The 26,729-nt window shown below is 46.3% G+C and carries 22 protein-coding genes; 8 read left to right on the forward strand and 14 right to left on the reverse strand.

The window, feature by feature from the left end; all coding sequences use genetic code 11:
• Positions 1-97 precede the first annotated feature (97 nt).
• Positions 98-1,003, reverse strand: coding sequence for a carbohydrate ABC transporter permease (locus H6F56_RS12915; protein WP_190668926.1), 906 nt, complete (start codon positions 1,001-1,003; stop codon positions 98-100).
• A gap of 217 nt (positions 1,004-1,220) precedes the next feature.
• Here H6F56_RS12915 and H6F56_RS12920 point away from each other — a divergent pair, with 217 nt between their 5' ends.
• From H6F56_RS12920 to H6F56_RS12935, 4 genes are all read left to right on the forward strand, one after another.
• Positions 1,221-1,415 (forward strand): heavy-metal-associated domain-containing protein, encoded by a 195-nt coding sequence (locus H6F56_RS12920; protein WP_190668767.1) that lies wholly within the window; start codon positions 1,221-1,223, stop codon positions 1,413-1,415.
• Between the two features lie 166 nt (positions 1,416-1,581).
• Positions 1,582-3,843: a heavy metal translocating P-type ATPase gene (locus H6F56_RS12925; RefSeq protein WP_190668770.1), complete on the forward strand. Its 2,262-nt coding sequence runs from the start codon at positions 1,582-1,584 to the stop codon at positions 3,841-3,843.
• A gap of 17 nt (positions 3,844-3,860) precedes the next feature.
• Positions 3,861-4,373: a cupredoxin domain-containing protein gene (locus H6F56_RS12930; RefSeq protein ID WP_190668772.1), complete on the forward strand. Its 513-nt coding sequence runs from the start codon at positions 3,861-3,863 to the stop codon at positions 4,371-4,373.
• 198 nt (positions 4,374-4,571) lie between these two features.
• Positions 4,572-4,790 carry a hypothetical protein gene (locus H6F56_RS12935; protein WP_190668774.1) on the forward strand — a complete coding sequence of 73 codons (219 nt, stop codon included), beginning with the start codon at positions 4,572-4,574 and terminating at the stop codon, positions 4,788-4,790.
• A gap of 96 nt (positions 4,791-4,886) precedes the next feature.
• Here the strand turns inward: H6F56_RS12935 and H6F56_RS12940 are convergent, their stop codons facing one another.
• Positions 4,887-5,300, reverse strand: coding sequence for a clan AA aspartic protease (locus tag H6F56_RS12940; protein ID WP_190668776.1), 414 nt, complete (start codon positions 5,298-5,300; stop codon positions 4,887-4,889).
• 110 nt (positions 5,301-5,410) lie between these two features.
• Here H6F56_RS12940 and purN point away from each other — a divergent pair, with 110 nt between their 5' ends.
• Complete coding sequence (gene purN, locus H6F56_RS12945) at positions 5,411-6,091, forward strand: phosphoribosylglycinamide formyltransferase (RefSeq protein ID WP_190668778.1); 681 nt, start codon at positions 5,411-5,413, stop codon at positions 6,089-6,091.
• Between the two features lie 134 nt (positions 6,092-6,225).
• On the opposite strand, the gene H6F56_RS12950 is transcribed toward purN, so the two are convergent.
• The 8 genes from H6F56_RS12950 to H6F56_RS12985 all read right to left on the reverse strand — a co-directional run bounded on the left by H6F56_RS12950 (position 6,226) and on the right by H6F56_RS12985 (position 15,894).
• On the reverse strand, positions 6,226-6,828 hold the full coding sequence (locus tag H6F56_RS12950) for a CPBP family intramembrane glutamic endopeptidase (RefSeq protein ID WP_309236517.1): 603 nt from the start codon (positions 6,826-6,828) through the stop codon (positions 6,226-6,228).
• A gap of 86 nt (positions 6,829-6,914) precedes the next feature.
• The gene (locus tag H6F56_RS12955) at positions 6,915-7,994 is read right to left on the reverse strand and encodes a DUF3326 domain-containing protein (protein WP_190668780.1); all 1,080 of its coding nucleotides are present in this window, start codon (positions 7,992-7,994) and stop codon (positions 6,915-6,917) included.
• A gap of 9 nt (positions 7,995-8,003) precedes the next feature.
• The gene (locus H6F56_RS12960) at positions 8,004-8,192 is read right to left on the reverse strand and encodes a hypothetical protein (RefSeq protein ID WP_190668782.1); all 189 of its coding nucleotides are present in this window, start codon (positions 8,190-8,192) and stop codon (positions 8,004-8,006) included.
• A gap of 46 nt (positions 8,193-8,238) precedes the next feature.
• On the reverse strand, positions 8,239-8,559 hold the full coding sequence (locus tag H6F56_RS12965; RefSeq protein ID WP_190668784.1) for a 2Fe-2S iron-sulfur cluster-binding protein: 321 nt from the start codon (positions 8,557-8,559) through the stop codon (positions 8,239-8,241).
• A gap of 82 nt (positions 8,560-8,641) precedes the next feature.
• Positions 8,642-9,823 (reverse strand): YcjF family protein, encoded by a 1,182-nt coding sequence (locus tag H6F56_RS12970; protein WP_190668786.1) that lies wholly within the window; start codon positions 9,821-9,823, stop codon positions 8,642-8,644.
• A 69-nt stretch (positions 9,824-9,892) separates the two neighbouring features.
• Entirely contained in the window at positions 9,893-11,155 is a 1,263-nt protein-coding gene (locus H6F56_RS12975) for a tetratricopeptide repeat protein (RefSeq protein ID WP_190668788.1), read from the reverse strand.
• Positions 11,156-11,275: 120 nt separating this feature from the next.
• Entirely contained in the window at positions 11,276-13,471 is a 2,196-nt protein-coding gene (locus H6F56_RS12980; protein WP_190668790.1) for a serine/threonine-protein kinase, read from the reverse strand.
• A gap of 185 nt (positions 13,472-13,656) precedes the next feature.
• A complete protein-coding gene (locus H6F56_RS12985) occupies positions 13,657-15,894 on the reverse strand; it encodes a tetratricopeptide repeat protein (RefSeq protein WP_309236518.1) in 2,238 nt (745 codons plus the stop codon).
• A 125-nt stretch (positions 15,895-16,019) separates the two neighbouring features.
• On the opposite strand from H6F56_RS12985, the gene mnmE reads away from it, so the two are divergent.
• Together mnmE and H6F56_RS12995 are read left to right on the forward strand one after the other, a co-directional pair.
• Entirely contained in the window at positions 16,020-17,417 is a 1,398-nt protein-coding gene (mnmE, locus tag H6F56_RS12990) for a tRNA uridine-5-carboxymethylaminomethyl(34) synthesis GTPase MnmE (protein ID WP_190668792.1), read from the forward strand.
• Between the two features lie 95 nt (positions 17,418-17,512).
• Positions 17,513-18,079, forward strand: a complete 567-nt coding sequence (locus H6F56_RS12995) for a Uma2 family endonuclease (RefSeq protein WP_190668793.1) — start codon at positions 17,513-17,515, stop codon at positions 18,077-18,079.
• A gap of 200 nt (positions 18,080-18,279) precedes the next feature.
• Here the strand turns inward: H6F56_RS12995 and H6F56_RS13000 are convergent, their stop codons facing one another.
• From H6F56_RS13000 to H6F56_RS13010, 3 genes are all read right to left on the reverse strand, one after another.
• Entirely contained in the window at positions 18,280-18,960 is a 681-nt protein-coding gene (locus H6F56_RS13000; protein ID WP_190668796.1) for an HpsJ family protein, read from the reverse strand.
• A gap of 568 nt (positions 18,961-19,528) precedes the next feature.
• Positions 19,529-20,368: a cyanoexosortase A gene (gene crtA / locus H6F56_RS13005; RefSeq protein WP_190668798.1), complete on the reverse strand. Its 840-nt coding sequence runs from the start codon at positions 20,366-20,368 to the stop codon at positions 19,529-19,531.
• 237 nt (positions 20,369-20,605) lie between these two features.
• Complete coding sequence (locus H6F56_RS13010; protein ID WP_190668799.1) at positions 20,606-21,289, reverse strand: DUF4114 domain-containing protein; 684 nt, start codon at positions 21,287-21,289, stop codon at positions 20,606-20,608.
• Positions 21,290-22,352: 1,063 nt separating this feature from the next.
• On the opposite strand from H6F56_RS13010, the gene rimM reads away from it, so the two are divergent.
• Entirely contained in the window at positions 22,353-23,006 is a 654-nt protein-coding gene (gene rimM / locus H6F56_RS13015) for a ribosome maturation factor RimM (RefSeq protein WP_190668801.1), read from the forward strand.
• Between the two features lie 163 nt (positions 23,007-23,169).
• Here the strand turns inward: rimM and H6F56_RS13020 are convergent, their stop codons facing one another.
• Positions 23,170-26,190, reverse strand: a complete 3,021-nt coding sequence (locus H6F56_RS13020) for a sister chromatid cohesion protein PDS5 (RefSeq protein WP_190668803.1) — start codon at positions 26,188-26,190, stop codon at positions 23,170-23,172.
• Positions 26,191-26,729: the final 539 nt, after the last annotated feature.

The following is a 26,729-nucleotide window of genomic DNA, read 5'->3' on the forward strand; positions in this document are numbered from 1 at the left end:
TTCCTATATTTTCAACCTACGACCTTAAAACCCAAGCCGCTAAATTTACCTTCTATTAATTGCGCTAAAACCACACAATTAATTACTCTCCTCTCCCCTATTCCCTCGCCCCTTCCTCCCCCCAAACTCGCAGTTGCAGATAGACTAGCACCAGCGTTACTGCTAGCAATACGGTGGCGGCAGCAGCGGCATACCCAAAATCAAAAAGGGTAAAGGCTTCTTCGTAAATGTAGTAAACCAACAGATTGGTGGAGTTCAAAGGGCCTCCGCCGGTGATCACGTAAACTTGCTCAAAGCTTCGTAGGGTGAAAATAGCTGTGGTAACGGTGGCAAAGACAAGAGTAGGCCGCAATCCGGGCAGGGTAATATACCAAAATTGCTGCCAAGGGCCGGCACCGTCAAGTTCAGCTGCTTCATAACGTTGGAGGGGAATCGCTTGCAACCCTGCTAAAAACACCACCAAGTTGAATCCTAGCTGCTTCCAAATACTTAATAAAATTAACACCGGCATTGCCCATATTGTACTGCTTAACCAAGGCACTGGCGTGATGCCAAGAGAATTCAAAAAAGCGTTAACCGGCCCTTCACTTTGAAATAACCACCGCCACCCTAAACCAACTGCAACGAGAGAGGTGATAGAGGGGATGAAATAAGCGGCGCGAAGGAAGCCCCGCAAGGCAAATGAACGGTTTAGTAGTACAGCGAGTGCTAAGGGGATAACGAGGCTGGGGATTACAGTAGCGACGGTGAAATAGAGGGTATTAAACAGAACTTGCCAGAAGTCGGGACTGAGGAGTAAACGCCAGTAGTTGCGGAACCCAGCCCAGCGGATGCCTGCTTGGGTGAAGCTGCCGGTGGTGAAGCTGAGGTAAAACAGATAGGCGATAGGCCAAATGACGAAGACGCCTAGGAGGATGAGGGCGGGGGCTAAGAATATCCAGGCTGCCGTCGCATCATTATCAAGTAAGTGCCGGTGGGGGGTTTGGGAAGATTTTGGGGCCATCTGGGTTGCGGAGAAAGGTCGCTGTAGGGCTATTTTACTGCCGGTGCCGGTGGCGAATGTGATGTTTGTGCCCCAAAGGTGGCATACCTTGAAAAATGGCACAGCTTGGCCAACTCGGCTTTCAATATTTTTTTCTTTAACCCTTGACTCTCCAGTTTACTGGAAGCTTCACAATGAATCTAGTGAAACACAGCAGTGAATTTTTGGAGTTAAGCGAATGACACTACAACTAAAAGTCCCCAAAATGGCTTGTTCTGCTTGTGTGAAAACCATCATCAAAGCAGTCACAGCAATTGACCCGGCTGCAAAAATCGATGCAGACACCAAAACCAAGCAAGTCAACATTGAAACGCAACAATCTGAGGCGGCAGTTAAAAAAGTAATTGCTGCTGCCGGCTATCCAGTTGCTTAGAAAATTCAAGAGCAACATCTTGATTCAATCTTTGACAAAAATCCCCGACCTTTCACTCATTTGTCTGGGAAGAAACCACAAAAAAAGTCATCTTTTTTCAATTGTGGGATGTTTTTTGCAGCGGCAGTGGGCGTCCTGTTTCTACTAACTAACCCTTGACAAAATTATGGATACGATAACCCTCAAATTACGTGGCATGAGCTGTGCCTCTTGCGCTTCTGCAGTTGAAGAGGCCATTAAATCTGTTCCGGGCGTGGTTGAATGTCAGGTTAATTTTGCGATGGAACAGACAACGATTCAATATGATTCAAAGCAAACCGGCTTAGAGGAAATTCAGCAAGCTGTTGATGATGCTGGATACAGTGTGCTGCCGGTTCAAGAACAGGAAATGGTGACGGGAGAAGATGATGCTGAAAAAGCTTCTCGTTTGGCAGAATCACAAGATTTACAGCGCAAAATTTTAGTCGGAGGGGTGATTAGCATTGTGCTGGTAGTGGGTTCGCTGCCGGCAATGTTAGGGTTAAGTTTGCCCTTAATCCCTGCGTGGCTGCATAATCCTTGGTTACAACTATTGTTAACCTTGCCAGTGCAATTTTGGTGCGGGAAATCGTTTTATGTCAATGCTTGGAAAGCATTAAAACGTCACACAGCAACAATGGATACTTTGGTTGCGCTGGGAACAAGTGCGGCGTTTTTTTACTCAGTGTTTGCCACAATTTTTCCAAGATTCTTTACATCTCAGGGATTAATGCCTGATGTGTACTATGAACCGGCAGCCGTGATTATTACCTTAATTTTGCTAGGCCGGCATCTGGAAAATCGCGCTAGAGGTCAAACTTCTGATGCAATTCGTCAATTGATTGGGTTACAAGCAAAAACAGCTCGTTTAATTCGAGATAATCAAGAATTTGATGTTCCCATTGAAGAAGTCAAAATTGGGGATGTTGTTCTGGTACGTCCCGGTGAAAAAATTCCGGTAGATGGGGAGATTATTGAAGGATCTTCCACAATTGATGAAGCGATGGTGACGGGAGAAAGTGTGCCGGTTAAAAAGCAGCCTTCAGATGAAGTCATTGGATCTACGATTAACAAAACCGGCAGCTTTAAGTTTCGCGCCACACGTGTTGGAAAAGATACTGTTTTGGCTCAAGTTGTTAAATTGGTGCAACAAGCACAAGGTTCTAAAGCGCCAATTCAACGATTAGCGGATCAAGTTACGCGATGGTTTGTGCCGGCAGTCATTGCAATCGCCATCGCAACGTTTATTATCTGGTTTAATGTCATGGGTAATTTAACATTAGCCACCATCGCTACGGTGGGGGTGTTAATTATTGCTTGTCCCTGCGCTTTAGGTTTAGCAACACCCACATCTGTGATGGTAGGAACCGGCAAAGGTGCAGAGAATGGCATTTTAATTAAAGATGCCGCAAGTTTAGAATTAGCGCATACCATCCAAACCATTGTATTAGATAAAACCGGAACGCTTACCCAAGGTAAACCAACAGTTACCGATTTTGTCACGGTTAGTGGAACTGCCAATCAAAATGAGTTGAAAATCTTGCGCTTGGCTGCTTCTGTAGAGCGAAACTCAGAACATCCGATTGCTGAAGCAGTGGTTCGTTATGCCAAATCTCAGGAAGTTCAGTTAACCAGTGTAGAGAATTTTGAAGCAATTGCCGGCAGTGGGGTTCAGGGAATTGTATCAGGCCGATTTGTACAAATTGGCACTCAGCGATGGATGGAGGAGTTAGGAATTAAGACGAAATCTCTGGAACAACATCAGGTAATTTGGGAAGCTAGCGGGACAACAGTGATTTGGATTGCGGTGGATGAAGAAATTGAGGGAATAATGGCAATTGCCGACGCACTTAAACCCTCATCACCCGGCGTTGTGAGAGCGTTACAAAGGTTAGGTTTAGAAGTTGTAATGCTAACCGGAGATAACCAACAAACAGCCGAAACGATTGCCGGTGAAGTGGGAATAAAGCGCGTGTTTGCACAGGTTAGACCTGATCAAAAAGCAGCTCAAATACAGGCAATTCAAAGAGAAGGAAAAATTGTGGCAATGGTGGGAGATGGGATTAATGATGCGCCGGCTTTAGCGCAAGCTGATGTGGGAATTGCGATTGGAACGGGAACAGATGTTGCAATTGCTGCCAGTGATATTACGCTCATTTCAGGAGATTTGCAAGGCATTGTAACCGCAATTGAACTTAGCCACGCCACGATTCAAAATATTCGCCAAAATCTGTTTTTCGCCTTTATATATAATGTGGCCGGTATTCCCATCGCAGCGGGGGTTTTATTCCCCGTGTTTGGGTGGTTACTCAATCCGATTATTGCAGGAGCGGCAATGGCGTTTAGTTCGGTATCTGTGATTACAAATGCTTTGCGCTTACGCAATTTTAAACCAAAGTTCAATTCGTAATAGCAGGAGTTTAGGAAATGTTCAATCAAAATAGGATTTGGGGAAGTCTTGCCGGCATTGGATTTTTGCTATCCCTAGTCTCTGGAGTTAACGCTGCTGAAATACACCCGAAGCAGACGGCTCAATTTCAACGCATTGAGCAACCTTTAGCCGCAAAAGCCGGTGTAACGTTAGGCGGTTTGGGATTAATTGGTTTGGAGTTATGGTGGTTTGTTTTCAGTAAAACTAAAAGCCGGGAAGCTGATTCCAATCAAGGAGTTCAGGAAGTAACAATTACCGTAGACGGTGGCTATGAACCGGCACGTGTGATTGTGAGTGCCGGCAAACTTGTTCGGCTGAATTTTATGCGCCGTGATCGTAGTAGTTGTTTGGAAAAAATTGTACTACCTGATTTCCAGATCGCTCAAAATTTAGTCCTTGATCGGATAACTTCTGTGGAATTTACACCCCAACAGCCTGGAAATTACACCTTCACTTGTGGCATGAATATGTTTCGCGGTGTCATAGAAGTGCAAAATGAGGGAGTTTAAGATAGGTGTCGAGGCAATTTTATCAGGATTTATTGCAAAATTAACTCTTAAACTCAAGCAATACTTGAGCTTTTGCCTCGCATTCATCATTCTTTAGATAGAGAAATAGGGCTTGCATAACTTCCTCTAGAAAGACGAATTCTGCTCCCCAGCTTCTTAGAATAATCCTAGGGGAAAATAATAATCGGAGCGTAGTTTATGTCTGAGCAAAGCAATCAAATATCTCCAGAAGAAGAACAACAATCGAATGCACAAACATCGGATGCTTCTGATGACGACCAAACCCCCATTGAAGCAAGCCGGCGCAAGACGGGTTCAGGGGGCCAAACTGATGCTAAGCCTACTGCGGTGCAAGAATCAGGCAGTAGTGATCCTTTGGTAGAAGGTGGCGGAAATCAAGGAACCGAAAAGCGCTAAGCTTCAGGCTTGAAATAAAGTTTTCCTAAACATAAACCTCTGCCGGATTGGCTAGGGGTTTTCCACGTATTATCGATTTTAATTATAAATTTTCTATTACTTAATCATCGCGATTGGATAATTCGGGTTGGCTAGATTTGGAATTAATTGCTGATTTTTACAATTAACTAAAAAATCTAATTGCTCTAAAACAACCTGCCCAATTAGCACCTCGTCACCCGTTACCAATGCCTCTCCTACAGTTTGACGCCCCTGACAATCAATGATGACAGGTTCTATGGCTCCCACAGATTCCTCGCGTCCATCGGCATACTGTACCATGCGCTGCCCCCGAATTCGCGAGCCAAGTCGCCCCACCATCCCTGCTGGAATTACGAGGGATAATGCATCTGTATCAACGAGTGCCGGTGTGTCGCACTCACGCAGCAGATCGGGCGCAAGCAAACCCCGACTCACCAATGCTTCATCTATTGCATTTGTTAGCTTCACCAGAATCCGAACTGCGCCCATTATTTCAACTTCCTTGTCTGAGATTGCGTTATTTTTCTTTATTTTCTCACGCTTTTATTGAGCGCTCCCTGGTAATATCTAATTTGCATGAAATTTCAGCCACGTTCCCCATGACTACCGATCAGGCACAATCAACTCCTAGCTTTATTTCTCCTGCCATTCCTCTTAATCTCATGGCAGAATATCCTCCAGCCGGCACTCCGTTAAAATTGGGAGTGATGGCGTCTGGAAGTGGCACAAATTTTGAAGTGGTTGCTCAAGCAATTGCCGATGGCAAACTTAATGCTAAAATTCAAGTTTTGATTTACAATAATCCCGGCGCTAAAGTGATCGCCAGAGCAGAAAAGTTTGGCATCCCGGCAATTCTTCTCAATCACCGTGAGTATAAACAACGGGAAGATTTAGACAGCAAAATTGTTGAGACGTTGCAGCAATATGATGTGGACTGGGTGATTATGGCCGGCTGGATGCGAGTGGTCACTCAAGTTTTAGTGGATGCTTTTCCAGACCGAATGATTAATATTCACCCCAGTTTATTACCCAGTTTTCCAGGGATTCGAGGTGTTGAGCAAGCACTGGAAGCGGGTGTAAAAATAGCAGGATGTACAGTTCATTTTGTACGGCTAGAAGTAGACAGTGGGCCAATTATTATGCAAGCTGCGGTGCCGGTTTTGCCCAATGATACATCCGAAACTTTGCACGCTCGAATTCAAGTTCAAGAACACAAAATTTTGCCCCAAGCAATCGCACTTGCAGCCGCGCAACGTGCCGGTCTAATGTTGAATTGTTGAAATTCATACTCTTAAGCGCTTGAGAAGTTAAGCGAACGCGCATCTAATTGGCTATTTTATGGGAAGGATCGAAATCTTAAATTTCTCTCCCTCTCAATCTCAATCTCAGTAGAAAAATTTAGTGGACTGCCAGCTTATGAACCGGCGCTGCCTCCACTCAACCGGCCTAATTTCCAAAGGCAACCGGAGGCTAAATTCGTAAAGACATGAGCCACAATGGGCACTAACAAATTGCCGGTGGCTAACGCACTATATCCGAGTATCAGCCCCACAACAGTTGCCCAAACGACATAAGGCCAGTGTTGAGGGCCACTGAAATGTAAAATGCCAAAAAATACGCTGGAGACAAGTAAGCCAACCGTATTTAATCCCAAATCCGATAACATCACGCCGCGAAATAAAAGTTCTTCACTTAAAGCGGGCAACAGTCCTAGCCAAATTAAATCTGGCCACTGCAAAGGTTTGAGGATTAAAGCTAAGTAATAATTTGCACTTTGCCGATATGCCGGCCAAAGGCGATAAATCATGGAACTTGCAACAGAAATCCCCACACCAACCGCCAATCCCCAAGGTAATGCCATGCCGGCCCAACTGAGGGGAAGCAGGGAAATGCCCCGAAAGTGCTGCCAAAGCTTAGCCAGCACCAGCAATAGAACGGCTGTTACCCCCATGTAACCTAAAATTTCGATACGTGTTAGGGGGTCGATCTCTGGCTGCTTAGGAAGTGGTTCAGTCACAGGTTACAGATAAAGGTGAAGGGTGTCGTCGGGGTGAAGGGAGAAGGGGAAATTTTTTCTTTGACCTTTGCTTTCACACTTTCCCACTAACCCCTGTCTCTGCATTCTAGGCAATTTAACGGTGAGATTGTTGGGCTGAGTGCTGCCGCATTCACACCGGCACGATCGGCGACTATGACACCCAGCGCCTCTAAATAAGAATTAACCCGCACTGCTTTAATTCCCAACTGTTCAGGCGAAACTTGCATCGTGGTGGTATTTTCGCTAACTGCAATGATTTGTGTTTTGGGAAGCCGGCTTAAACTCATCACTGCGCTGCCACCGGCAGCCGTTGCCGGAATCACCACAGCGTCAACTTCCTCGGCCCAGATATCTGTTGCTTGACAATGACCTGACTTTGTAATGACAAACTGAGGCGCACGACTCAGGCCAACCAAAATACAGGGAAGAAATGTATAACCCAACTCCTCCGCAGCAGATCGGGGAGATAGGTGCGGATCAAGGGGAAGCGGTGAGAGGGCCGGCGCGTGGGCACAGGGAATTTGAAACGTTCGCACGACAAGATGACTGATCACCGCTTCCGCGCCGGCAAGCGGATCGACTCCTTCCCCGTGGCGATATTGTTGCAAAGCTTCACTTTCTGGATCATCGGGGAACCTTGCAACGACGGCAATTGCATCCGCCTTTGCTTGGGAAATCAGCACCTCAGCCGCCCGCAACAAACTGCCTGGATTGCCAATCGTGCCCCAACTTGCACCGGCAGCCGAGGTTCGCAATTCCACTTCTAAGGGGGCATCCGTCACCACATAATCTGTCAAATTCAGCCCCAAAGTCGCTCTGGTGGCGTCTGCCGCTTGCAAATGTCGCAACCGCAACTCCGGTTCAATGCCTTGATCGAGAATTAAACCCACCCGGTTTTGATGGACGGGTCGCAGTCCCCAGCATCCTGTAGCAAATTTGTCAAGCCCATAGCCTTCTACATAAAAAGCGTTCTCACAAGGCCAGTACAATTGAGCGCCGTTAAGCACGTTGGGGTGAGTAATCAGGCGATCACAAACGTGCGACATGGCTCTGGCTACCGGCAACGCATCGCCGGCATAACCTCCAATTGCCGCCCCAATGCCGGTGGGCACAATCAATACAACCGTGTAAGGACGCTTGTTCAACTTGATATTTTAGGGTTTAGCTTCAGCAGCCACAGTCATCACGGCTTCAACTTGGGCTTTTTGTGAATCTGCATCAATGCCGGTGACAGCCCAGCGCAGCGGTTCACCTCGTTTTTGCAGTTCCGCCTCAATGGCTTGTTGCATTTGCACTGGTGACTCTTGCAAGTCAATTTCGGCAGTGATAAAGTGCGTCGTCATCGTTTTAATTCCTCAAGCTAATTTAATGATTTGTGAGTGGAAGTTTTTAAGGTTTCCCAAATTGTCGTTGGTAAACCTCGTCTTCTTTCTCCGTAACAATTTTGAGATCGGATCGGGGATAAGCGACACACAGCAGCGCATAGCCTTCTGCTTGAAGTTCAGTTCCCACGCCCATGCCCTCACTTTGTTCCACCTTCCCCCCGTTTAGAACCTGGGCAGCACAGGTGGTACAGACGCCGGCATTACAAGAACTTGGTAAATCTATGCCCGCTGCATAAGCAGCCTGAAGAATCGTTTTATCTTCTGGGACTTCAATCGTGTGGGTTTTGCCTTGATGGTGAAATTCAACGGTATAAATGTTGGACATTGTGTAAATCTGAAGCTTGAAAATGCAAATCTGCTGAATGGAAACCAACCTGTGGCTGGCTTATTTTACCGTGTTCGGGAGCTTACTGAATGTCAATATTTCGGGGTGGGGGCGATTCGTCGTCATCCTTCAAATTTTGCCGGCCTGAAGTCATATAATCTTTGTAAAAGTCTACAACCATTTTTGTCAGGTCTGGGCGAGAGATTTCTTCCCCCTTGATTTTGGCTCTTAGGTAAATTTTTAGAACTTCTATATAAGATAAACCCAGTCCCATTGTTAGGGCTGCTGCCGTTGAGCCGGCAATCACTCCACCCACAAGCGAGCCGGCACCGGGTATCATTTTAAGTAAGTTTCCCACAAATGCTCTGCCCACTGCTGCCATGCCGCCGGCACCCACAATTGCAGACACCACCGTACTCATAAAAGCCCGATCAAAGGGCAAACCAAAAATTACCGTAATATTTGCCAGCATTGCCGTTTGCATCGTCATTAATAGCGGCGCATCCGAGAAAGGAATCGGAGAAGCCCCAATAAGAGACGAGCCGGCGACATAAGCATTTACATACTTCAAAGCTTCTTTAGCCTTTATCTCAATACTGGCAATTTGTTCTCTAACAAATGCCTTTTTTGCGATTTGCGGCAAAAGTTCTAAAGTTGCTTCGACTAACCGTGTTAAACCGTGTATTTCTACAGGCGGAAAGTCATCGTGAACTTTTTTGGGTAGCGCCATCACCGGCACAATTTGACTAACAGGTAAATTTTTTCCTTCCAAATAAGTGAAAAATTCACTTGACTTTTGCGTAGTTGTTTGCATCAGAACTAGAATCACCGGCACATCTTTCAATTCCAGCGCTTTAATCCAACTTTCCTCAATTTCCTCAAACCGGCGTGCCTCATGACTGATGCAATACCAAACAACATGAATGTGTTGTTTGGCATCCTGCATTCTTTGATCTTCAATGAGGTTAGCAACTTCTAGCCGCACCCGTTCAATTTGTTCTGTATTCAGTTCTAATCCCGGCGTATCATAAACCGTGATTGGGCATCCTTGTTTAGTATATTGCCGGATTCCTTGAGTAATCGGTTTGCCAATGCCGGTTTCTGCCAAACGTTCTTTAAAAACCGCATTAATTAAAGTGCTTTTGCCAACGCCGGTTTTCCCGATTACCAAAACATTACACTGCCCTAAATGGCTTTCTGCTTCTTGGTAAGCATTGCCAATTCTTCCTAAGACTTCATCTAATGAGTAATCTTTTTCTGACATAGCCGGCATTCCTCAATATTTTTTAAAGATTATTTTAAAACTCTTACCTGAAATCCACTAACTAGCCCATCACTCCCGATCACGCTCCAGATCATAAATCACTTTTTCCCAATACCACTCTTCCGGCATATCGGGAAATTTTTCTCTTTCCTGCTCAATTAATCGCTCAGCAATTTCCCAATAACCCCCAACCAGTCGTACAAGTTTTTGCCATAAAGGATTCGCGACCCCGGCAGCCGTTTGTTTCGGCACAGAAGCTTGAATTAATTTCAGACTATCCAGCGCTTTTTGATAATTAACCCAGTCTTCCTTATCGCAAAATAATTTAGCAGCATTTTGATAATCTGCAATCGCTGCTTTCATTTCTTCTAAACAAGATTGAGCAATTCCCCGATTATAATAAGCTTCAGGATCATCAGGATTAATTTGCAGTGCTTGTGTATAATCTTTAATTGCGCCCTGATAATTAGCAACAGCTCGATAAGCATTGCCTCTGGCGACATAAACCTTCCCAGCTTCCGGTAGAATTTGCAGTGCTTGGTTTAGATCAGCAATTGCACCGTGGTGATCTCCCATTTGAGAACGCACCATCCCCCGGTAATGATAGGCGACAGCATCCTGGGAATTCAATCGCAAAGCTTGGTTTAAATCAGAAATTGCGCCCCGATAATCTTCTTGCTTGTAACGAACAATTCCTCGGCAACGGTAAGCTTGGGCATCTTGAGGATCGACTTTCAGCGCCCAATTTAAATCTTCAATAACGCCCCGTTTATCTCCTTCTTCAAACCGTTGCAAGATTTGATTAAAAAATTCTTTATGTTCCCCAATTGGCAGCCGTGTTTTACTTTCTTCTTTAACTAAAGGTGCCGGCTGGAGTTGTTTGACATTATCCAGACATTTACGGCAATTTACGGCATCCTTTTGCTCAAGATATAATTCTGCCGCTTGTTTAAAACTGGTGATGGCTGCTTGGATATCTCCCTGCCGGCGGTAAGCACTACCCTGAAGGCGATAAGCCGGCGCATAATTGGCATCGATGCGTAAAGCTTGCAACGCATCCTCAATGGCTGCCGGTGCCTCTGCCAGCGCCAAATGAGCGATTCCCCGGCTGAAGTATACGTCAAGACTCGCCGGTTGTAGGGACAAAGCTTGCGTGTAATCCGCAATTGCCTCCCGCGCCTCTCCACAGTCGAAGTGTGCCAACCCTCGCTTGTGGTAAGCTTCCGCAAAGTCAGGATTAATTCGCAAGGCACGGTTAAATTCCTGAATTGCGCCTGGGTGATCTCCTTGACGCGCTTTTTCTAATCCTCGATTATAGAATTCGCGATCCATTGTCTATTTCTACTTTGCTATACCGGCGGCTAATATTATTTTAGACTTTTTGCAATACAGAAGTATTTTTAACCCATCAACATCACTATAGCCTTGGGCTACAATATCTGACTCGTTTGATTAGGACTGCAACTTTTTGATTTGATACTGGGCATCGTTATAACATCCCGTATTTCCTTGATCTATACACAACTTAGCAGATTTTTGAAAATCCTCAATCGCGCCCTGTTTATCACCCATGCGAGCGCGAATTAAACCTCTGCCATAATAAGCCCCATTATGATCTTGTTTCAGTCGAATTGCTTGGGTGTAATCTTCAATTGCACTACTATAATTTCCTAAATCAGAGTGAACTTCTGCGCGATTGCTGTAAGCAACGGCATCACTTGGATCAGTGCGAATTGCCTTTGTAAAATCATCAATTGCCCCTGGTTTATCTTTAGCGGCAGCGCGAGCCAGACCTCGGTTGCTGTAAGCTTTAGAATTATTAGAATCTAGCCCTATTGCCTGGGTGCAGTCCTCAATTGCTTTTTGATAATCACGTAAATTAAAGTAGGCAATACAGCGATTTCCATAAGCAATCGCATCATTAGGAGTGAATTTAAGCGCTTGGGTACAATCCGCAGCCGCTTTCTGATATTGCCCCAAATTCAATAGGGCACTGCATCGATTAATGTAGGCATCTGCAAATTTAGGATTCACTCGGATAGCGTCCGTATAATCTTCCATCGCGCCCTGATAATCTGCTAAATAAAAACGGACTCTGCCTCGGCTATAGAAAGCATCTCCGCTGTTGGGATCGATGCGAATTGCTTGAGTATAATCTGCTAATGCTCCCTGTTTATCCCCGGCAGCAGAACGTGCTAATCCACGATTGATATAAGCAAACGCATCCTGATTATTAAGACGAATTACCTGAGTATAGTCCTCAATTGCTGCCTTATAGTCGTTTAAATTGAAATAAGCCCGACCTCGTTTTTCGTAAGCTGCCGCATCATCAGGCTGCAAAACAATTGCCTGATTATAATCATCAATTGCTGCCCGGTAGTCTGTTAAGTCAGAATAAACAAGTCCTCGATTCTGGTATGCTTTGGCGTGCTTGGAATCAAGGCGAATTGCCTGGGTGTAATCTGCCTTCGCGTCCTCCAAGTTTCCCAAATCATAATTAGAATTTCCGCGTTTGTAGTAAACTTCTGCGTTATTAGGATTGAGTAGGATTGCTTGGTTATAGCTCTGAATTGCCCCTAGGTGATCGCTATCGGTGGAGTTTTCCAACTCACTAATTTTTAAATTGCTTGCCTTCTGCTGTGCTTGCCGGTGAAATTCTAAGCCTAAACCGGCAATCGCAATCAATGCAGCTAAACCTGCCCCGATCAGCAAAAGTTTTTGCCTAAAGGCGGGTTCCCGAAAACGAGGCTGGCGTTTGCTATCGTTTTGCTCAAGCGTTACCAACATTTGCAGTGGCTGGTTGTCTCCAGAGTTGTTTCCAATATTGTTTAAATCCGTGAGAACATCCAGCGCGGTTTGATAGCGATCTCTAAAGTCAGATACAATCATCTTATCGAGAATATCTGCTAGTTCTTGGCTGACTTGTGTTCGGTGTCGCCAAAGCAATTCACCGACATGAGATGCATCAGAATTTTGTAGTTTGGTTAAATCTTCTGCCGGCAAGCCGGTTAATGCTTGAATGCTAATAATCCCCAAAGCATAAATATCGCTGTTATACACGGGATTGCCTTGGAGTTGTTCAATCGATTTGTAAGCCGAGTCACCCAGTGGAGCTGCAAACTGCCCAATTTGGGAATTAGAAGGTTTAGAGGTGCTTTCTTGAATCGCTTCAAAGTTAATTAAAACCAACCTGCCATCTAACTGGCGTCGAATAATATTTTCCGGATGAATCTCTCGGTGAATTACGCCAAAATGATGTACAAAAACTAAAATTCCTAAAACTTCTTGCAGTAGGCGGAACACTTGGTCTTCAGACAAAGGTACACCGGCGACAATTTCCTCCGCTAAAGATTGGCCGGCAATGAATTCTTCAACAATATAAAAGTCTTTGTTTTCTTCAAAAAAAGCTAAGAGTTGAGGAATTTGATCATGCTTTCCTAGCTTTTCTAGAATTTCTGCCTTTTTTTTAAATAAAAGTTGAATGATATTAAACGTCCTGGAGTGGTTATTGGGTGGACGCAATTGCTTAACCACACATTGAGGATAACCGGGCCGGTGTGTATCCGCAGCCAGATAGGTTTGTCGAAATGTATTTGAGCCTAAAAGTTTAACAAGCCGGTAACGTCGATCTAAAAGTTGGCCAATCATCACAACACCCTAGCCATTTTTCGTAGATTTTGGCAAAAAATTGTATGGGCTAACGGGGGCAAAGGGATAAAAAAGGGAGAGAGGAAAAGCGGGAGAAAAACATCTCGTAGGGGCAAAACATCCGCGCACAAAATCTCTGCGTTGAGGTAAATATTTATCCGTTGATGCTTCCCCCTCCTACCTCGCTATTGCCGCAGCTTGTTGAGCTGCTGCTGAGCTTCCTTGTACCCACTCGGCCTGCCTTGCTCTAAATAAAGCGTAGCGGCTTTTTGTACGTCTTCAATCGCACCGGCTCGATCTCCCATCTGAGCACGGGCAAGTCCTCGTCCCAAATAAGCACCGGCAAACGTGGGACTCAGCCTCAGCGCTTGGGCATAATCAGCAATTGCACCGGCGTAATTTCCCCGTTTGGACTGGACAACGGCGCGATTGCTGTAGGCGACGGAATCACTCGGATTGAGGCGAATTGCCTGGGTGTAGTCTTCAATTGCACCGGCACTATCGCCGGCAGCAGCCTTCGCCAACCCACGATTACTATAGGCTTTAGGATTGCCGGCATTAATGCGAATCGCTTGGCTACAGTCCTCAATCGCTTGTTTGTACTGACCGGCATTGTGCTGGGCAATACAGCGATTATCATAAGCGATCTCATCATTAGGATTCAGCTTGATCGCCTCCGTACAATCTGCAACTGCTTTCCCATGTTGGCCCAAATTTAAATAAGCACCGCACCGATTGCCATAGGCTTGGATATGCTTGGGATCTCGCCCAATCGCCTCGGTGTAATCCTCCACCGCCCCTTGATAGTCTGCCAGAAAAAAGCGTGCTCTGCCCCGGCTGTAGTAGGCATCCGCATCATTAGGGGCAAGCAAAATCGCTTTCGTGTGATCTTCTAGCGCCGGCTGCTTATCATCTGTAGCCAAACGAGCGATTCCCCTTGCCTGGTAAGCTTTCGCATCATCGGGGTTAAGCCGAATTGCTTCCGTGTAATCCTGAATCGCGGTGCTGTAGTCTTTGAGGTCAAAGTAAGCGACTCCCCTTTTATAGTAAGCCCCGCTATCTTGGGGGTGAAGGCGAATCACCGCGTTGAAATCCTCAATGGCACCGCGCTGGTTGCCGCGATCATATTGAGCCAGTCCCCGGTTGTAGTAGGCATCGGCGTAGTTGGGATTTCGCTGGATTGCTTCATCGTAATCCTCAATCGCTTTGTCCAATTCCCCCAAATCGTAGTAAGCATTTCCCCGTTTGTAATAAGCCTCAACGTTATTGCGATTCAATTGAACGGCGCGGGTGTATTCCGCAATCGCTCCTTGCTGATCGCCGCTTTCCGCTCGTTTTAACCCACGCGTGTAAAATTCTTGGGACTTGGTGGTGTCGGGACGCAGGGACAGCAGAAACAGTCCCGACAAGACCACAAATGCCACGATTGCTGCCAAAATCGAGCGGTTTATAGGCAATTTCCGCAGCGGTGGGTCGTTCTGAGTGACAATCGTTTCTGGCGGCGGTGGCAGTTGTGAGAGGGCCGGCAGCTTGTTTAAGGGGGTAAGGACAGCGGCGGCTGAGGAGTAGCGTTGACCATAGTGGTGGTGAACCATTTTGTCGATGATGTCTGCCAGTTGTGAGCTGACGATCGCTCGATGCCGCCAGGTGATTTTGCCGGTGTTGGGGTCTTGAAGTTTTGGTAAGTCGATGGCAGGTAAGCCGGTGAGTGCTTGCACGGCAATCATGCCCAGGGCGTAGATATCGCTATTAAATTGAGGGTTGCCTTGAAACTGTTCCACCGGCATATAAGCAGGCGTGCCGGCGGCAATGGTCCACGGGCCTTGTCCCTGGGCAATTTGAGCGGTAATTTCTTTAACCGAGCCAAAGTCGATTAAAACTAATCGGTTGTCAGAAGCCCGCCGAATCAAGTTTGCCGGTTTAATGTCGCGGTGAATCACGCGATTGCCGTGCACGAAGACTAAAATCTCAAGCACCTCTACCAAGATACCGGCCACTTGTTCTTCTGAGAGAGGGACACCGGCTACAATTTCTTGGGTGAGGGGATGTCCCGGCGTAAACTCTTTAACGAGATAAAATCGCTGATTTTCGGCAAAATAAGCTAAAAGTTGGGGTATTTTGTTGTGTCTTCCCAGTTTTTCTAGGGTTTCTGCCTCTCTTTTAAATAGCCGGTGAGCGGCTTGCAAGGATTTTGAACCGTTATTGGTTGGGCACAGTTGCTTGACCACACATTGAGGATTTCCAGGCCGGCGAGTGTCTTCTGCCAGATAAGTTTGTCCAAAGGCACCTGATCCTAAAACTTCAGTAATCCGGTAACGTCCATCTAATAGTTTGCCAATCACAACTGCCCCCGTGCCTGATATGGATCGATGGTGCGGCAGGAGAGCGAAATGCCGGTTGTTGCCGCCGCCTCCTGCCCACAACTTCTATTTTTCCCTAAGTTTCTAGTCGGGGCTTATCGTTGGCGGGTGTTTATCTTTATTTTTAGAAAAGGGACTGTGTGATTGAAGCGAACTGAAGACTTAATTTTATAGACGCAGGGGGAACGATGTCAGAGACATTCACGCAAGGGGCAACGATTGCAGCCATCGCCACGGCAATAGCGCCGCAACAAGGCAGTATCGGGATTGTGCGGCTATCGGGCGAGCAAGCGCTGGAAATTGCCAAAACTTTGTTTCACGCGCCAGGAGGCCGGCAGGTTTGGGAAAGCCACCGAATTCTTTATGGTTACATCCGCCACCCCCATACTCAGCAGGTTGTGGATGAAGCGCTGTTGCTGATTATGAAAGCGCCCCGTTCTTACACCTGTGAGGATGTGGTGGAGTTTCACTGTCACGGGGGAATTATGCCGGTGCAGCAGGTGTTGCAGTTGTGTTTGGAGTTGGGGGCGAGGCTGGCACAGCCTGGAGAGTTTACCCTGCGGGCGTTTTTGAATGGCCGGCTCGATTTGACTCAGGCGGAAAGTATTTCTGATTTAGTCGGGGCGCAATCACCGGCAGCTGCTCAAGCTGCGCTTGCCGGCTTGCAGGGCAAATTAGCAACTCCCATTCGCCAATTGCGGACAGCTTGCTTGGATGTTTTGGCCGAAATTGAGGCGCGGATTGATTTTGAGGAAGATTTGCCGCCCTTAAATGAGCCGGAAATTATCGCAGAGATAAACCATATTTTAGAGAAACTGTCAAGGATTCTTGCAACGGCTGATCGGGGAGAATTGCTGCGAACCGGCTTAAAGGTGGCAATTGTCGGGCGTCCAAATGTGGGGAAGTCGAGTTTACTCAATGCTTGGAGTCGCAGTGATCGGGCAATTGTTACGGATCTTCCAGGTACAACTCGTGATGTGGTGGAGTCTCAGTTGGTGGTTGGGGGGGTGCCGGTGCAGGTGCTGGATACTGCCGGCATCCGAGACACAGTCGATATTGTGGAAAAAATAGGAGTAGAACGTTCGCGCTCGGTCGCTCAGGCGGCTGATTTGGTGCTGTTAACCATTGATGCCGGTGCTGGTTGGACACCTGAAGATCAGGAGATTTATGAACAAGTCAAACATCGTCCGGTAATTTTGGTTATTAACAAAACTGATTTGTTAAAAGCAGCAGAAAAGACAGAAATTCAGTCAAAAATTCAGAATCCAGGCTCTAAAATTTTTACATCTGCTGCCCAAAGTAAAGGCATTGAAGACTTAGAAAAAGCTATTTTAGAAGCGGTTAATGCGGGCAACCTGCAAGCCGCCAATCTAGATTTAGCAATCAATCAACGGCAAGCTGCGGCACTGACTCGCGCTAAGGCTGCTTTGGAACAAGTCAGCGCCACCATTGGAAATCAGCTTCCGCTTGATTTCTGGACAATTGACTTACGCGGGGCAATTCAAGCGTTAGGAGAAATCACTGGTGAAGAAGTCACTGAATCAGTTTTAGATAGAATTTTTAGCAGATTTTGCATTGGCAAGTAATGAGGTGATTTATAATTAAAATATCGATGATTGTGTTTTTAGAATCTAATTTTGCCGGTTCTGAAATCTCATAAAAGCTTACGGAGCCTTTCATTATGAGCCAAACAGTAAATGAGGGCGTGCGCTGGACGACAGCAGACTTAGAACTGTTGCCCGACAACGGTACACGTTATGAAATTATTGATGGGGAGTTGTTTATGTCAAAATCGCCTCACTTGAACCATCAACGCACCTGTGGCAGAATTTATCGAGAACTTGATATTTGGTCGCAATTTAGTGGAAGAGGGGAAAGCTTTATTAATCCGGGCATTGTTTTTAGCGAAGCTAACAATGTTGAACCCGATGTAATTTGGATTAGCAATGAAAGATTAGCGCTATTAGTAGACGATTCGGGACATTTAACCGATGCACCTGAGTTAGTAGTGGAGGTGTTATCGCTGGGTAAAGAGAATGAACGGCGAGACAGAGAAGCTAAGCTCAAACTTTACTCATCACGAGGAGTTCAAGAGTATTGGATTGTTGATTGGCGTTTGCAAAAAGTTGAGATTTACCGTCGGGAAAGCGCTAAATTACAGTTAGTGGCGACACTGTTTGCGAGTGATGAGTTGACTTCGCCATTGCTGCCAGATTTCACTTGTGCTGTGAGTCGGTTATTTACTTGAGATTTTACTCAATTTTTCCTTTGCTCTCTGGTTACTTGAGGGGCGCAGAATTATTAAAGTTTCGTCAATTGAATAAAGTAGAGTTCTTGCAAAAGTCTTTTTTTAAACACAGATAAGTTAATGGCTGGTGTTTAATATCAATAGGAAATTCGAGACTTTTGCAAGAGGTTGACTCTAGATTATTTTTTCAAGCACGTACACTATCGCCGCGCCCAGCCGGTGCCCCGCCAAATGATGAACAGTAAAACACTAGAAATTAAGGCCCCTAAATTCCATTTAACAGAACTTTTCACTAAGCCGAGGCGCTGATTCGAGCGTTCGGTTTGGGCTTGCTGTTGCAACTGAGCTTTAGCCGGCGGAATTCTGGCAAGAATTTGACTTTTAATTTCTTCAGGATTTTGGCTATCAATAGCAATACCTAAGCTATTAAGCTGAGTCGCTAGTGTTCTGATATCTTCGGGCGTTCCTTTTGTCAGTTGATCTTCAACTTGTTGCAGTTGGGAAATTTGTTGTTGTGCTTGGGTGTTAATTCGCTGGTTAACTTGGTCATCAACCCGCAAAGTATTGACGAGGGCTAAGGGAATGAGCAACAGAAATAAAAGCGCCAGCAATAGACACAACCACGATAACAACTTTAATAAGGGCTTTTCCAGTCGTGTCCGATCATAGGACTCTCCAAAAAAGATCAGAACCAGTGCCATTAATGGAATGGGGACTTGCTCAACCAGCGCACCAATCGTTTGCAATTCCCAACCAGGATTCATAAAACCGGGTGGAATAAAAATTTCAACCGTGTTAAATAACGCTAACAACAATAAACCGTAACCCACCCAACGCAGCCTGTAAATAGACCGCCCTTCATCGCCTTCTGCTCGAGTCATAAGATTGGCACCATGCACGTAAATGAGTCGATTTTGCTCGGTTCCTTAAGGTGGCGGGAAGTGTGGCTGCCACCGCTGATACCAAGAAAACCACGTGGTTTTTATAATGAGGTCAGTGTCTTTGGAGAAAGCATTTGCTATCGGCAAAGACAGCCGGCTAGACTTTTTACAATTTTCCTGATAGCCCGATTGAAAAAGGCTATGCAGAAAAGTTGCGAGTAGCCTGCTAATCCCGGGTTCGATTGATACAGTTACTCAAGTTCGTTTGCCCGTACTCAAGCAAAAGCCCACTCTTCAGCGCTGACGTAATGCTAGTTTACCAGGAGATGTCTTGATCTCAGTGTATTTTCGGATCAGGGATATGGACTAGGGCTGACTGCCAATCAAGTTGCGTCTCTTCATAGAAAAGATGAGGGGGTGTGCGAATCTTGACACTGGATGCCGGCTAAAAAGTTTGAAGACTCAGCTATTCTTCCCAGTTTTCTCAAGCAACTGCGGCTCCCCACTTTCCCTAAAAATCTTTAGTTGCACTGCGTAAATTTCTACACTTTTGTGAATCCACGCTTAATTAAGCGTCCTGATTTTCTGGTTGTTCTCGCAGGATCGCCAACCAAGTGATTAAACCGAAAATCAATACGGCAATCATCGAAAATATCAGAGATCCTTGCCCAAAGTGCCAGTATTCAAAGGATTTGGGATTGGAAGACGCTGCCAGAACAGCCATAAGGGCGACTCGGCCACTATTGACGACAAATCCTACAAGCACCGCAACCACCGGCACAATGATTTTTTGCCGTAACGTGGTGGGGAACATAAACAAGACAAGGACCGCCAGTCCTAAAAGCTGGAGAATGACACTTAAGCCAGAACATCCGCTGCCAACTTCTACACTGCCGGTGGGAAGATGTAAAAATAATCCTTCACGTCTGACGTTAAACCCGCTATACCAAAGCATCATCGCCGCAACTTTAGCTGTAATTGGCGAGATATCAATAATCTTGACCAGGAATGCCGGTGCGGGCGCGAAGATCGGAAAACCAAGGATAATCAATTCTTGCCAGTATTGCTTTAATCCTTTGAGATCGGATGCCACCAACCCTAAACCTAGCCCTGAAATGAGCGGAACAAAGCGCAGGAGGGGATCGTAGCTGGAGAGAAATACAGTTTTTGCGAAAACTAACGCAAGAAGCGTCGCGCCAAAAAACTTAGCAAATACACTGCTTTTTATGTTTAAAGCGCTATGTTTTTCCCAAATTAGGAATGACACTGCCCCCCATGCGAGCATACTGGTGCCAAATAGCTCGACCTGCTGGAATCGATCACTGAGCGTCAACTGTAAGGCCATTAAAACGCCGGCAACAGCGACTAGCCAGAATTTGGGTTCTTGTACAAGTTTGGGCAAATTCATTAGGTTTTAGCTGCCTCCTCTTCACAACTTAAGTTAATAAAATACTCAGACTTTGGTTGTTTGAAGCATGAATAAAGTTTCATCCCGGCACTCTCTTTATTTTACCTTGCCGGCTCAATACATATGGATTGGCCGACTACAATTACACTTTTATTCATAAAAAAGCAGTTGGCCATGTGAACCAACTGCTTTGTTACTGATTGACAATCGACTTGATCAACCGCCTAGCTCAGTTGCTTAAGCAGTTTTTTGGTTGCGCCGGCGACGAGCAGCCGCCAAACCGCCCAATCCTAGAGCCAATCCGCTCATGGTGAAGGGTTCTGGAACGGCTTCGGCATTAACGGTGAAGTCGTTGAAGTCACGATCTCCACCGCCCTTGGTATCCTCGAAAGAAATTAACGTGCCACCTTTAACAAAAGGATTGCTAGCCTTTACGCTTGACACGCCGCTCAATGCGCTGCCTTCTGAGCCACCAGCCGAGTTAAACACAGTTTGCTGGTTACCGTTGGTATTCAAGCTAGAGGTGGAGAATACTGTCCAGTTACCGACCCATCCTTGGTTGTACAGACCCAAAGAATAAACGGTATTTGCCAAAAATGTGTAGGACGCTTTGGTCGAGCCGGCTATGTTAGCAGCAGTTCCTAACCATTCGCTAGCTTTGCCCGCAGCTCCTGCACCCGCATCCGAGCGGCCCTTTTCCTGAAACAGGCTCGTCAGGAGGCTTTTGTTGGCATCATAAATCCCCAACCTTGATATGTTAGCGCCTTTAGATTGGATAAAAGAAAAGTTAACTGTGGTGTCTTGTGCAAACTTGATACCGCTTGTACCAAATGAGAAGCTGGCTTGAGCTGGAGCGGAAAAACTTAAGAGTGCAGTGGCAGTGGCAGCGGCTGTTGCGGTGACGAATAATTTGGACTTCATGGTAGATTCTCCTTGACAGTTTTAGGCTTATTTAGATGATTCCCTGATTCTCTTTTAAATTTTCCTGTTTAGGAAAAACTTTATCGAATCTTTATTTAGTTGACCTTTGGAACCGCGTTTCTTTTGTTGTTCTTAATATAGAAAATATCTTGAGTTTGGGCAGTGATTTACCTCACAATTAAGCGTGATTTTTTCAAGCAATCTCTCAGTATTTTCTCGGATATTGACAACATTGCCTCTAGAAAAGTGTCAGTAATTTCTTTGACAGAAAGCGAAAATTGCTTTCGCACTCTATATCTATTGCAACCTCGGCTCTCTTTAATTAACCTGTAAGCCGAAGCATCTATTTTGCCTTTCGCCCAGCAGCCGATTATCCAATCCTCTTCGTTTTCTTCACTTCCTTCCTTGTCATAGGGCTGTCTAGGGGGTTTAATTCACGACTGCTTTGGTTTCGCGATGCTGCCATCACTGAGATGGATTAAACATAAACCTAAGGATTGTCTTTCTATAAAAACTCACATACCCGCCCCAACGTTTGAGGTTGAGAGAGCTAGAGAAAAAGGAGCTGAACAGCAATATGCCAAGAAATGAGTGCTTTATGTTCAGCTCAATTTGTGGGACAAGCCTTAGGAGCTTGAATTTTTTGAAAAATTCAAAAGTTTGATCTAAGACTATACATTAATTTAGTGAAATAACTGGTCACTGACTAGAGGCCAAAAAAGAAATTTCGCCGGCTGGCTAAGGAGGATAGCAACCGGCAAGCAGGGTTCAAAGTGGCCCAGTTGACGTAAAATTCTCAATGCCAGTGCAATGCCGGTGAATCTTATGCACTGAAAAATCACCCAAGCTGTGTTGTCCGTTTATCTTGAGTCGGAGAATCACAGATTCTTCAGCCGGCATCCCTAGGAGACTAAAGTTCTGCTGCAATTTCGGCTAACCCGTTCCGCTAAGCTTTATCCGTGACTCTATATTGTTACCATCATTATGTGAAGGGTCAATTGCTGGAAGCGGAAAATCACCCAGAAAGCCCCACATCGCATTATTCGCAAATGACAGATGACAAATGACAGATGACAAATGGCTAGAAATTGGTACAATCGTTGCCCCTCAAGGTGTGAGTGGTGCGGTGCGGGTTTACCCTAATTCTGATTTTCCAGAGCGGTTTTTAGAACCGGGACGCCGGTGGTTGCGGCGCACCGGCAGCGAAGAACCAGAACCCATCGAATTGCTGGGAGGGCGCTTTATTCCAGGGAAGGGGATATATGCGGTGGAAATTGCCGGCATAGAAGATCGGGAGGCGGCGGAGACGTTGCGGGGAAGTCACCTGCTGGTGGAAATGAGCGATCGCCCCGCTTTAGAGGAAGATGAATTTCATGTTCTGGACTTAATTGGTTTAGATGTATTCAACCAGCTTGATGGCGAAATGTTGGGTACAGTGGTGGACGTGATCCCAGCCGGCAACGCTTTGCTACAGGTGCAGCTTAATCAATCATCGGCATCGGCATCCCCAGCAGATGAATCCGAGGTTGCCACTGTTGAGGAAATTCATCCTTCTGCCAGAAGGGGCGGAAGAAAACGCAAACGCCAGCCCAAACCATCGGCATCAAAAACGGTTCTCATTCCTTTTGTCAAAGAGATTGTGCCGGTTGTGGATCTTCCAGCCCATCGCCTTGAAGTGATGCCACCTCCAGGGTTGCTGGAAATAGAATCTCCCTAACAAATTGTAAATACGGTAGAGGCAAAGCATTGGACGATAACTCATCGGAATTGCCGGCAATTTTCCTATCCGAATGCTTTGCCCTGAGTTATTCGTTCTACGCACATAATCTTGCTATTGTCAACACCAAAAATCAAGGGGCGATTTAGTTTCTCGCCCCTTTTTAACCGGCTCGTTTGCCAATTTCTTCGACGACAAAGCTAGGAATTTCCTCTTCTTTACTCTTAGCAAGACAGCAATCACGCACTGCTAATAAAAAGCCTTGACAACCCTGTGGGGAACCGGGCATGGTATCAACTTGCTTAAAGAATGCTCGCCAATGTTGTGTGTTATTGCCGTAAAGATCTACCAAATGCAAACCGGCAAGATACTCGGCAAGTGGATCGAGAGAAAAACGGATTTTATCTTGACCGGCATCAATCGTTTGGATCAGACGCATCCGTTTTTCCAAATACTCAATGCGGGTTTCCGCTTGTTTGCCCCCCAAAGCAGCAAGCGCCGCATGACGGCTCACGGCTGCCGGTTTAAACGTTTGTTTGAGGCACTCCCAAGCCACAATTTTGGCATCGTGATGAACCAGGCTATCATCAAACCGATTTTGTGTGACAGCGCGATTCAGTTCGTTGAGATACGAGATCATTAGATCGGGAATGTTATCAGCTAAACCGGCTGTGCTGGTGCCTTCTTTGTAAGTAATTAACTGCTCAGCATAAAGCTTAGCAAGAAGAACCGTAATATTGCGCTGACCAACTATCAGGGAAAGCAAACTACAAGCATCAAAAAACTCTAAATCACTTAAACGATCACGCGCCCCTCGCTGAGTCAGATAAGCTTCCATAAATGATGAAAGCCGATTGCCTTCAACCCGCAACGGTTTAATCGTCGTTTTAAACACCCCATCGAGGGTTTCTTCAATTCGTGACGTGACGATCAAAGCATTCGGCAGAAAGTCAGGATGAGCCGGTCGAACTTCTGCTCTTGTTGCGTCGCTCATTTCAGAGAAATGATCAACAATCACTAGCAAGCGTTTCGCTTGAGCCAGACGTTTGACGAGTTCTTCAGAAATCAGCTCTCGCGTGCCAATCACCGATTGCAGCCGCCAATTAATAATGTTTGAAAACTGGCTGTTTTCTGCAATACTGTCGAGTTCTTGCTCAATTAAAACCGGCATCTGTAAATGATCACACAGACGTTCATCGGGGTTATCAGACATCGCCCATTGAGCCAACTGACAGGCGAGACTGGTTTTACCGGCACCAGCTTCTCCCCAAATCAGTAACCTAACTTGATTTTGAGCAAATACAGGTCGCAATTCCTTGCCGGTGAGGTTAGCAAAGGTGTTGCCATCTAAAATCACCGGAACCGGAATGTGAACTTGGCGATCACTCACCGTTGCAAGCTGAGCAAATCGCCCGCGTGCAGAATGGATGTGAGCCGCCACCCAAGCATCTAGCACTCTGGGATGATAATCGAACAACGCTAGAAACAGCAGATGACGAGCCGATATTGTTAGCCCTCTGTGCTTTGACAGGGTGAGTTTGTACGGTTTCAACGCTTCATTGACGCCCAATAGCCAGAGAGGGCGCAACCACAAGATCAACAGCCAGATCAGAGGCAGTGTGATCGCATAAATTGCCGGCAATAAAACCCATTTTCGCTGGAGAATCCAAGCAGCACTCAAGGCAAAAAAGCGAGTTTCTTTTTCAGTTTCTAGGGCTTTAATAGATCGGCTGATGGCAACAACAATTTCTTCTTTGGTGAACTTAAACAAAAGGGGATCGTTTAAAAGCTCCAGCTTGCGGTCTTCTAAGGCTGATCGGGCTTGAGTTAAGTCAGATAAAGCAGATTTGAGCTGTTGCAGGTGGAGGTCGTCAGCGCGATCCTGAAGGCTGCCGGCGATGCGTCTGGTTGCCTCAGCCGCAGAACCGCGCACTAATCTATTGGGGTCTTGCAATGCCTCTGTTAGGGGTGAAATTGCGGTTTGCGCGTCCGCACCAATTCGTCCCAAGGCTTCTGCGGCTGCTGATCGCACTGCGTCATTTTTATCGTTCAAGCTGGAAATTAAAGCCGGCACTGCACGCTCGGCATCTGAACCCATTTGTCCCAGTGCCCAAGCAACGCCGGTTCGCACAGCCGGCTGCTCGTCAGTTAAAGCTGTAATCAAGCCCGGAACCGCTTCTGGGCCAATTTTGACTAACACCTCAGCCGCCGCCCTCCGCACCTCCGGATCTTTGTCCTTGAGTGTTGCGATCAGGGGGGGAAGGATGGATTGGGCTTCTAATTTGGCCTCCGAGCCAATTCTTCCCAAGGAACGGGCCACACTGGAACGCACGCGCCAATCTCCATCCTGCAATTTCTCGATGAGATTGGGCACTGCCTCTTTGGCATCGGCACCGATTTGTCCTAGGGCTTCGGCTGCAGCGGTGCGAACGGCGACATTCTCATCCTGCAAGGCTCTGCTGAGGTCGGGAACCACCGGCGACCCGATTCTGCCTAATGCCTCTGCTGCTGAGCGCCGCACGTCGGGATCTGAGTCTTTTAAGGCTTGAATCAGCGGCGGAACAATTGCCGTTGCTTCTAATTTGGCTTCAGTGCCAATTTTGCCTAAGGCTCTGGCTGCTCCAGATCGCACTCGCCAATCTCCGTCCTCCAACCTGTCAATCAGCGCCGGCACCGCTAAGCGAGCATCTGGTCCAATTTGTCCGAGGGCTTCAGCCGCTACCAGCCGAACCGATGAACTGTCCCCTTTTAAGGCGGCGATTAGCTCTGGGACTGCCGGCTCACCCATTCTCCCCAGCGCCTCAGCCGCCACGCGGCGAATGTCTGGTTCTGAGTCTTTCAGCGCTTCTACGAGTGGGGGAATGATGGTTGATGTTTCAACATTTGCTTCTGAAGCAATTCTCCCTAATGCTTTCGCCGCGCCGGCACGCACTGCCGCTTCTGATGAGTTTTTGAGAGTTGCGCTCAAGTCGGGGATTGCTTCGGGGCCAATTTTCACCAGGGTGTCGATGGCTGATTGGTCGTTCGTTTCGTCCTCGTCTTTGAGCTGTTGAAGTTGGACATCAATATCTAGCTCGTTGAGTTCTTGTGCCCAGATATTGCTGAGCGCGAGCAGGGGCAATGTAACACACAGAATGGCTACTTTTGCGGCTTTGAATAGTTTATGTTGAGATTGCTTAACCATGAAGCTGTAATTTGTAGCAGCAGACCTACAAAAGTTTTAAATTTATAATTTGTACGTTCAAGATGAGTGAAGGCGGTTAGTTTGTTCCCATTTCACTATTGACTTACCCTAAAAGATTGGCTTGCTTATTGCCGGCTCAATCAAAAGTAATTTACATGATGATTTTGGTATAAATTACTGGTTGCACGAGCCTTTCATTTTAAGCAGACTTTGACCAACACCCTAAGAAAACGTCTGCTGCTTAATACTATATGACATGATTCCCGATTGCTGCTTTTTGCCTTTGCACCAGCGGCTATTTTTAGAAATTCGCCTCAGTCTTGGCTGCTTGTGACGATCTCGAATTTCTAAATTTCCTACCTATAATACACAAATTCCCTTTACTTACAGGGAAATACTCAACCTTTTACCTGCACCGCATCCGTAGGCATTTCGTCACGATTGCCAGACACATTCGGCCAACGGAATTTTCTTTGAAATTAAGTTTTGCGATTTTACTATGAGTTAGTGCAAAATGCAATAATAATTACCAATCAGCC

The sequence above is a fragment of the Microcoleus sp. FACHB-672 genome (genome assembly GCF_014695725.1).
Taxonomy (GTDB): Bacteria; Cyanobacteriota; Cyanobacteriia; order Cyanobacteriales; family Oscillatoriaceae; genus FACHB-68.

What these genes read in the sequence shown, in the direction of transcription:
- crtA (WP_190668798.1), bottom strand. Translation starts at nt 20,368, where the DNA reads ATGAATTTGCCCAAACTTGTACAAGAACCCAAATTCTGGCTAGTCGCT.
- H6F56_RS12915 (WP_190668926.1), bottom strand. Translation starts at nt 1,003, where the DNA reads ATGGCCCCAAAATCTTCCCAAACCCCCCACCGGCACTTACTTGATAAT.
- H6F56_RS12930 (WP_190668772.1), top strand. Translation starts at nt 3,861, where the DNA reads ATGTTCAATCAAAATAGGATTTGGGGAAGTCTTGCCGGCATTGGATTT.
- rimM (WP_190668801.1), top strand. Translation starts at nt 22,353, where the DNA reads ATGACAGATGACAAATGGCTAGAAATTGGTACAATCGTTGCCCCTCAA.
- H6F56_RS13010 (WP_190668799.1), bottom strand. Translation starts at nt 21,289, where the DNA reads ATGAAGTCCAAATTATTCGTCACCGCAACAGCCGCTGCCACTGCCACT.
- H6F56_RS13000 (WP_190668796.1), bottom strand. Translation starts at nt 18,960, where the DNA reads ATGACTCGAGCAGAAGGCGATGAAGGGCGGTCTATTTACAGGCTGCGT.
- purN (WP_190668778.1), top strand. Translation starts at nt 5,411, where the DNA reads ATGACTACCGATCAGGCACAATCAACTCCTAGCTTTATTTCTCCTGCC.
- H6F56_RS12980 (WP_190668790.1), bottom strand. Translation starts at nt 13,471, where the DNA reads ATGATTGGCCAACTTTTAGATCGACGTTACCGGCTTGTTAAACTTTTA.
- H6F56_RS12995 (WP_190668793.1), top strand. Translation starts at nt 17,513, where the DNA reads ATGAGCCAAACAGTAAATGAGGGCGTGCGCTGGACGACAGCAGACTTA.
- H6F56_RS12965 (WP_190668784.1), bottom strand. Translation starts at nt 8,559, where the DNA reads ATGTCCAACATTTATACCGTTGAATTTCACCATCAAGGCAAAACCCAC.
- H6F56_RS12970 (WP_190668786.1), bottom strand. Translation starts at nt 9,823, where the DNA reads ATGTCAGAAAAAGATTACTCATTAGATGAAGTCTTAGGAAGAATTGGC.
- H6F56_RS12960 (WP_190668782.1), bottom strand. Translation starts at nt 8,192, where the DNA reads ATGACGACGCACTTTATCACTGCCGAAATTGACTTGCAAGAGTCACCA.
- mnmE (WP_190668792.1), top strand. Translation starts at nt 16,020, where the DNA reads ATGTCAGAGACATTCACGCAAGGGGCAACGATTGCAGCCATCGCCACG.
- H6F56_RS13020 (WP_190668803.1), bottom strand. Translation starts at nt 26,190, where the DNA reads ATGGTTAAGCAATCTCAACATAAACTATTCAAAGCCGCAAAAGTAGCC.
- H6F56_RS12975 (WP_190668788.1), bottom strand. Translation starts at nt 11,155, where the DNA reads ATGGATCGCGAATTCTATAATCGAGGATTAGAAAAAGCGCGTCAAGGA.
- H6F56_RS12935 (WP_190668774.1), top strand. Translation starts at nt 4,572, where the DNA reads ATGTCTGAGCAAAGCAATCAAATATCTCCAGAAGAAGAACAACAATCG.
- H6F56_RS12920 (WP_190668767.1), top strand. Translation starts at nt 1,221, where the DNA reads ATGACACTACAACTAAAAGTCCCCAAAATGGCTTGTTCTGCTTGTGTG.
- H6F56_RS12940 (WP_190668776.1), bottom strand. Translation starts at nt 5,300, where the DNA reads ATGGGCGCAGTTCGGATTCTGGTGAAGCTAACAAATGCAATAGATGAA.
- H6F56_RS12925 (WP_190668770.1), top strand. Translation starts at nt 1,582, where the DNA reads ATGGATACGATAACCCTCAAATTACGTGGCATGAGCTGTGCCTCTTGC.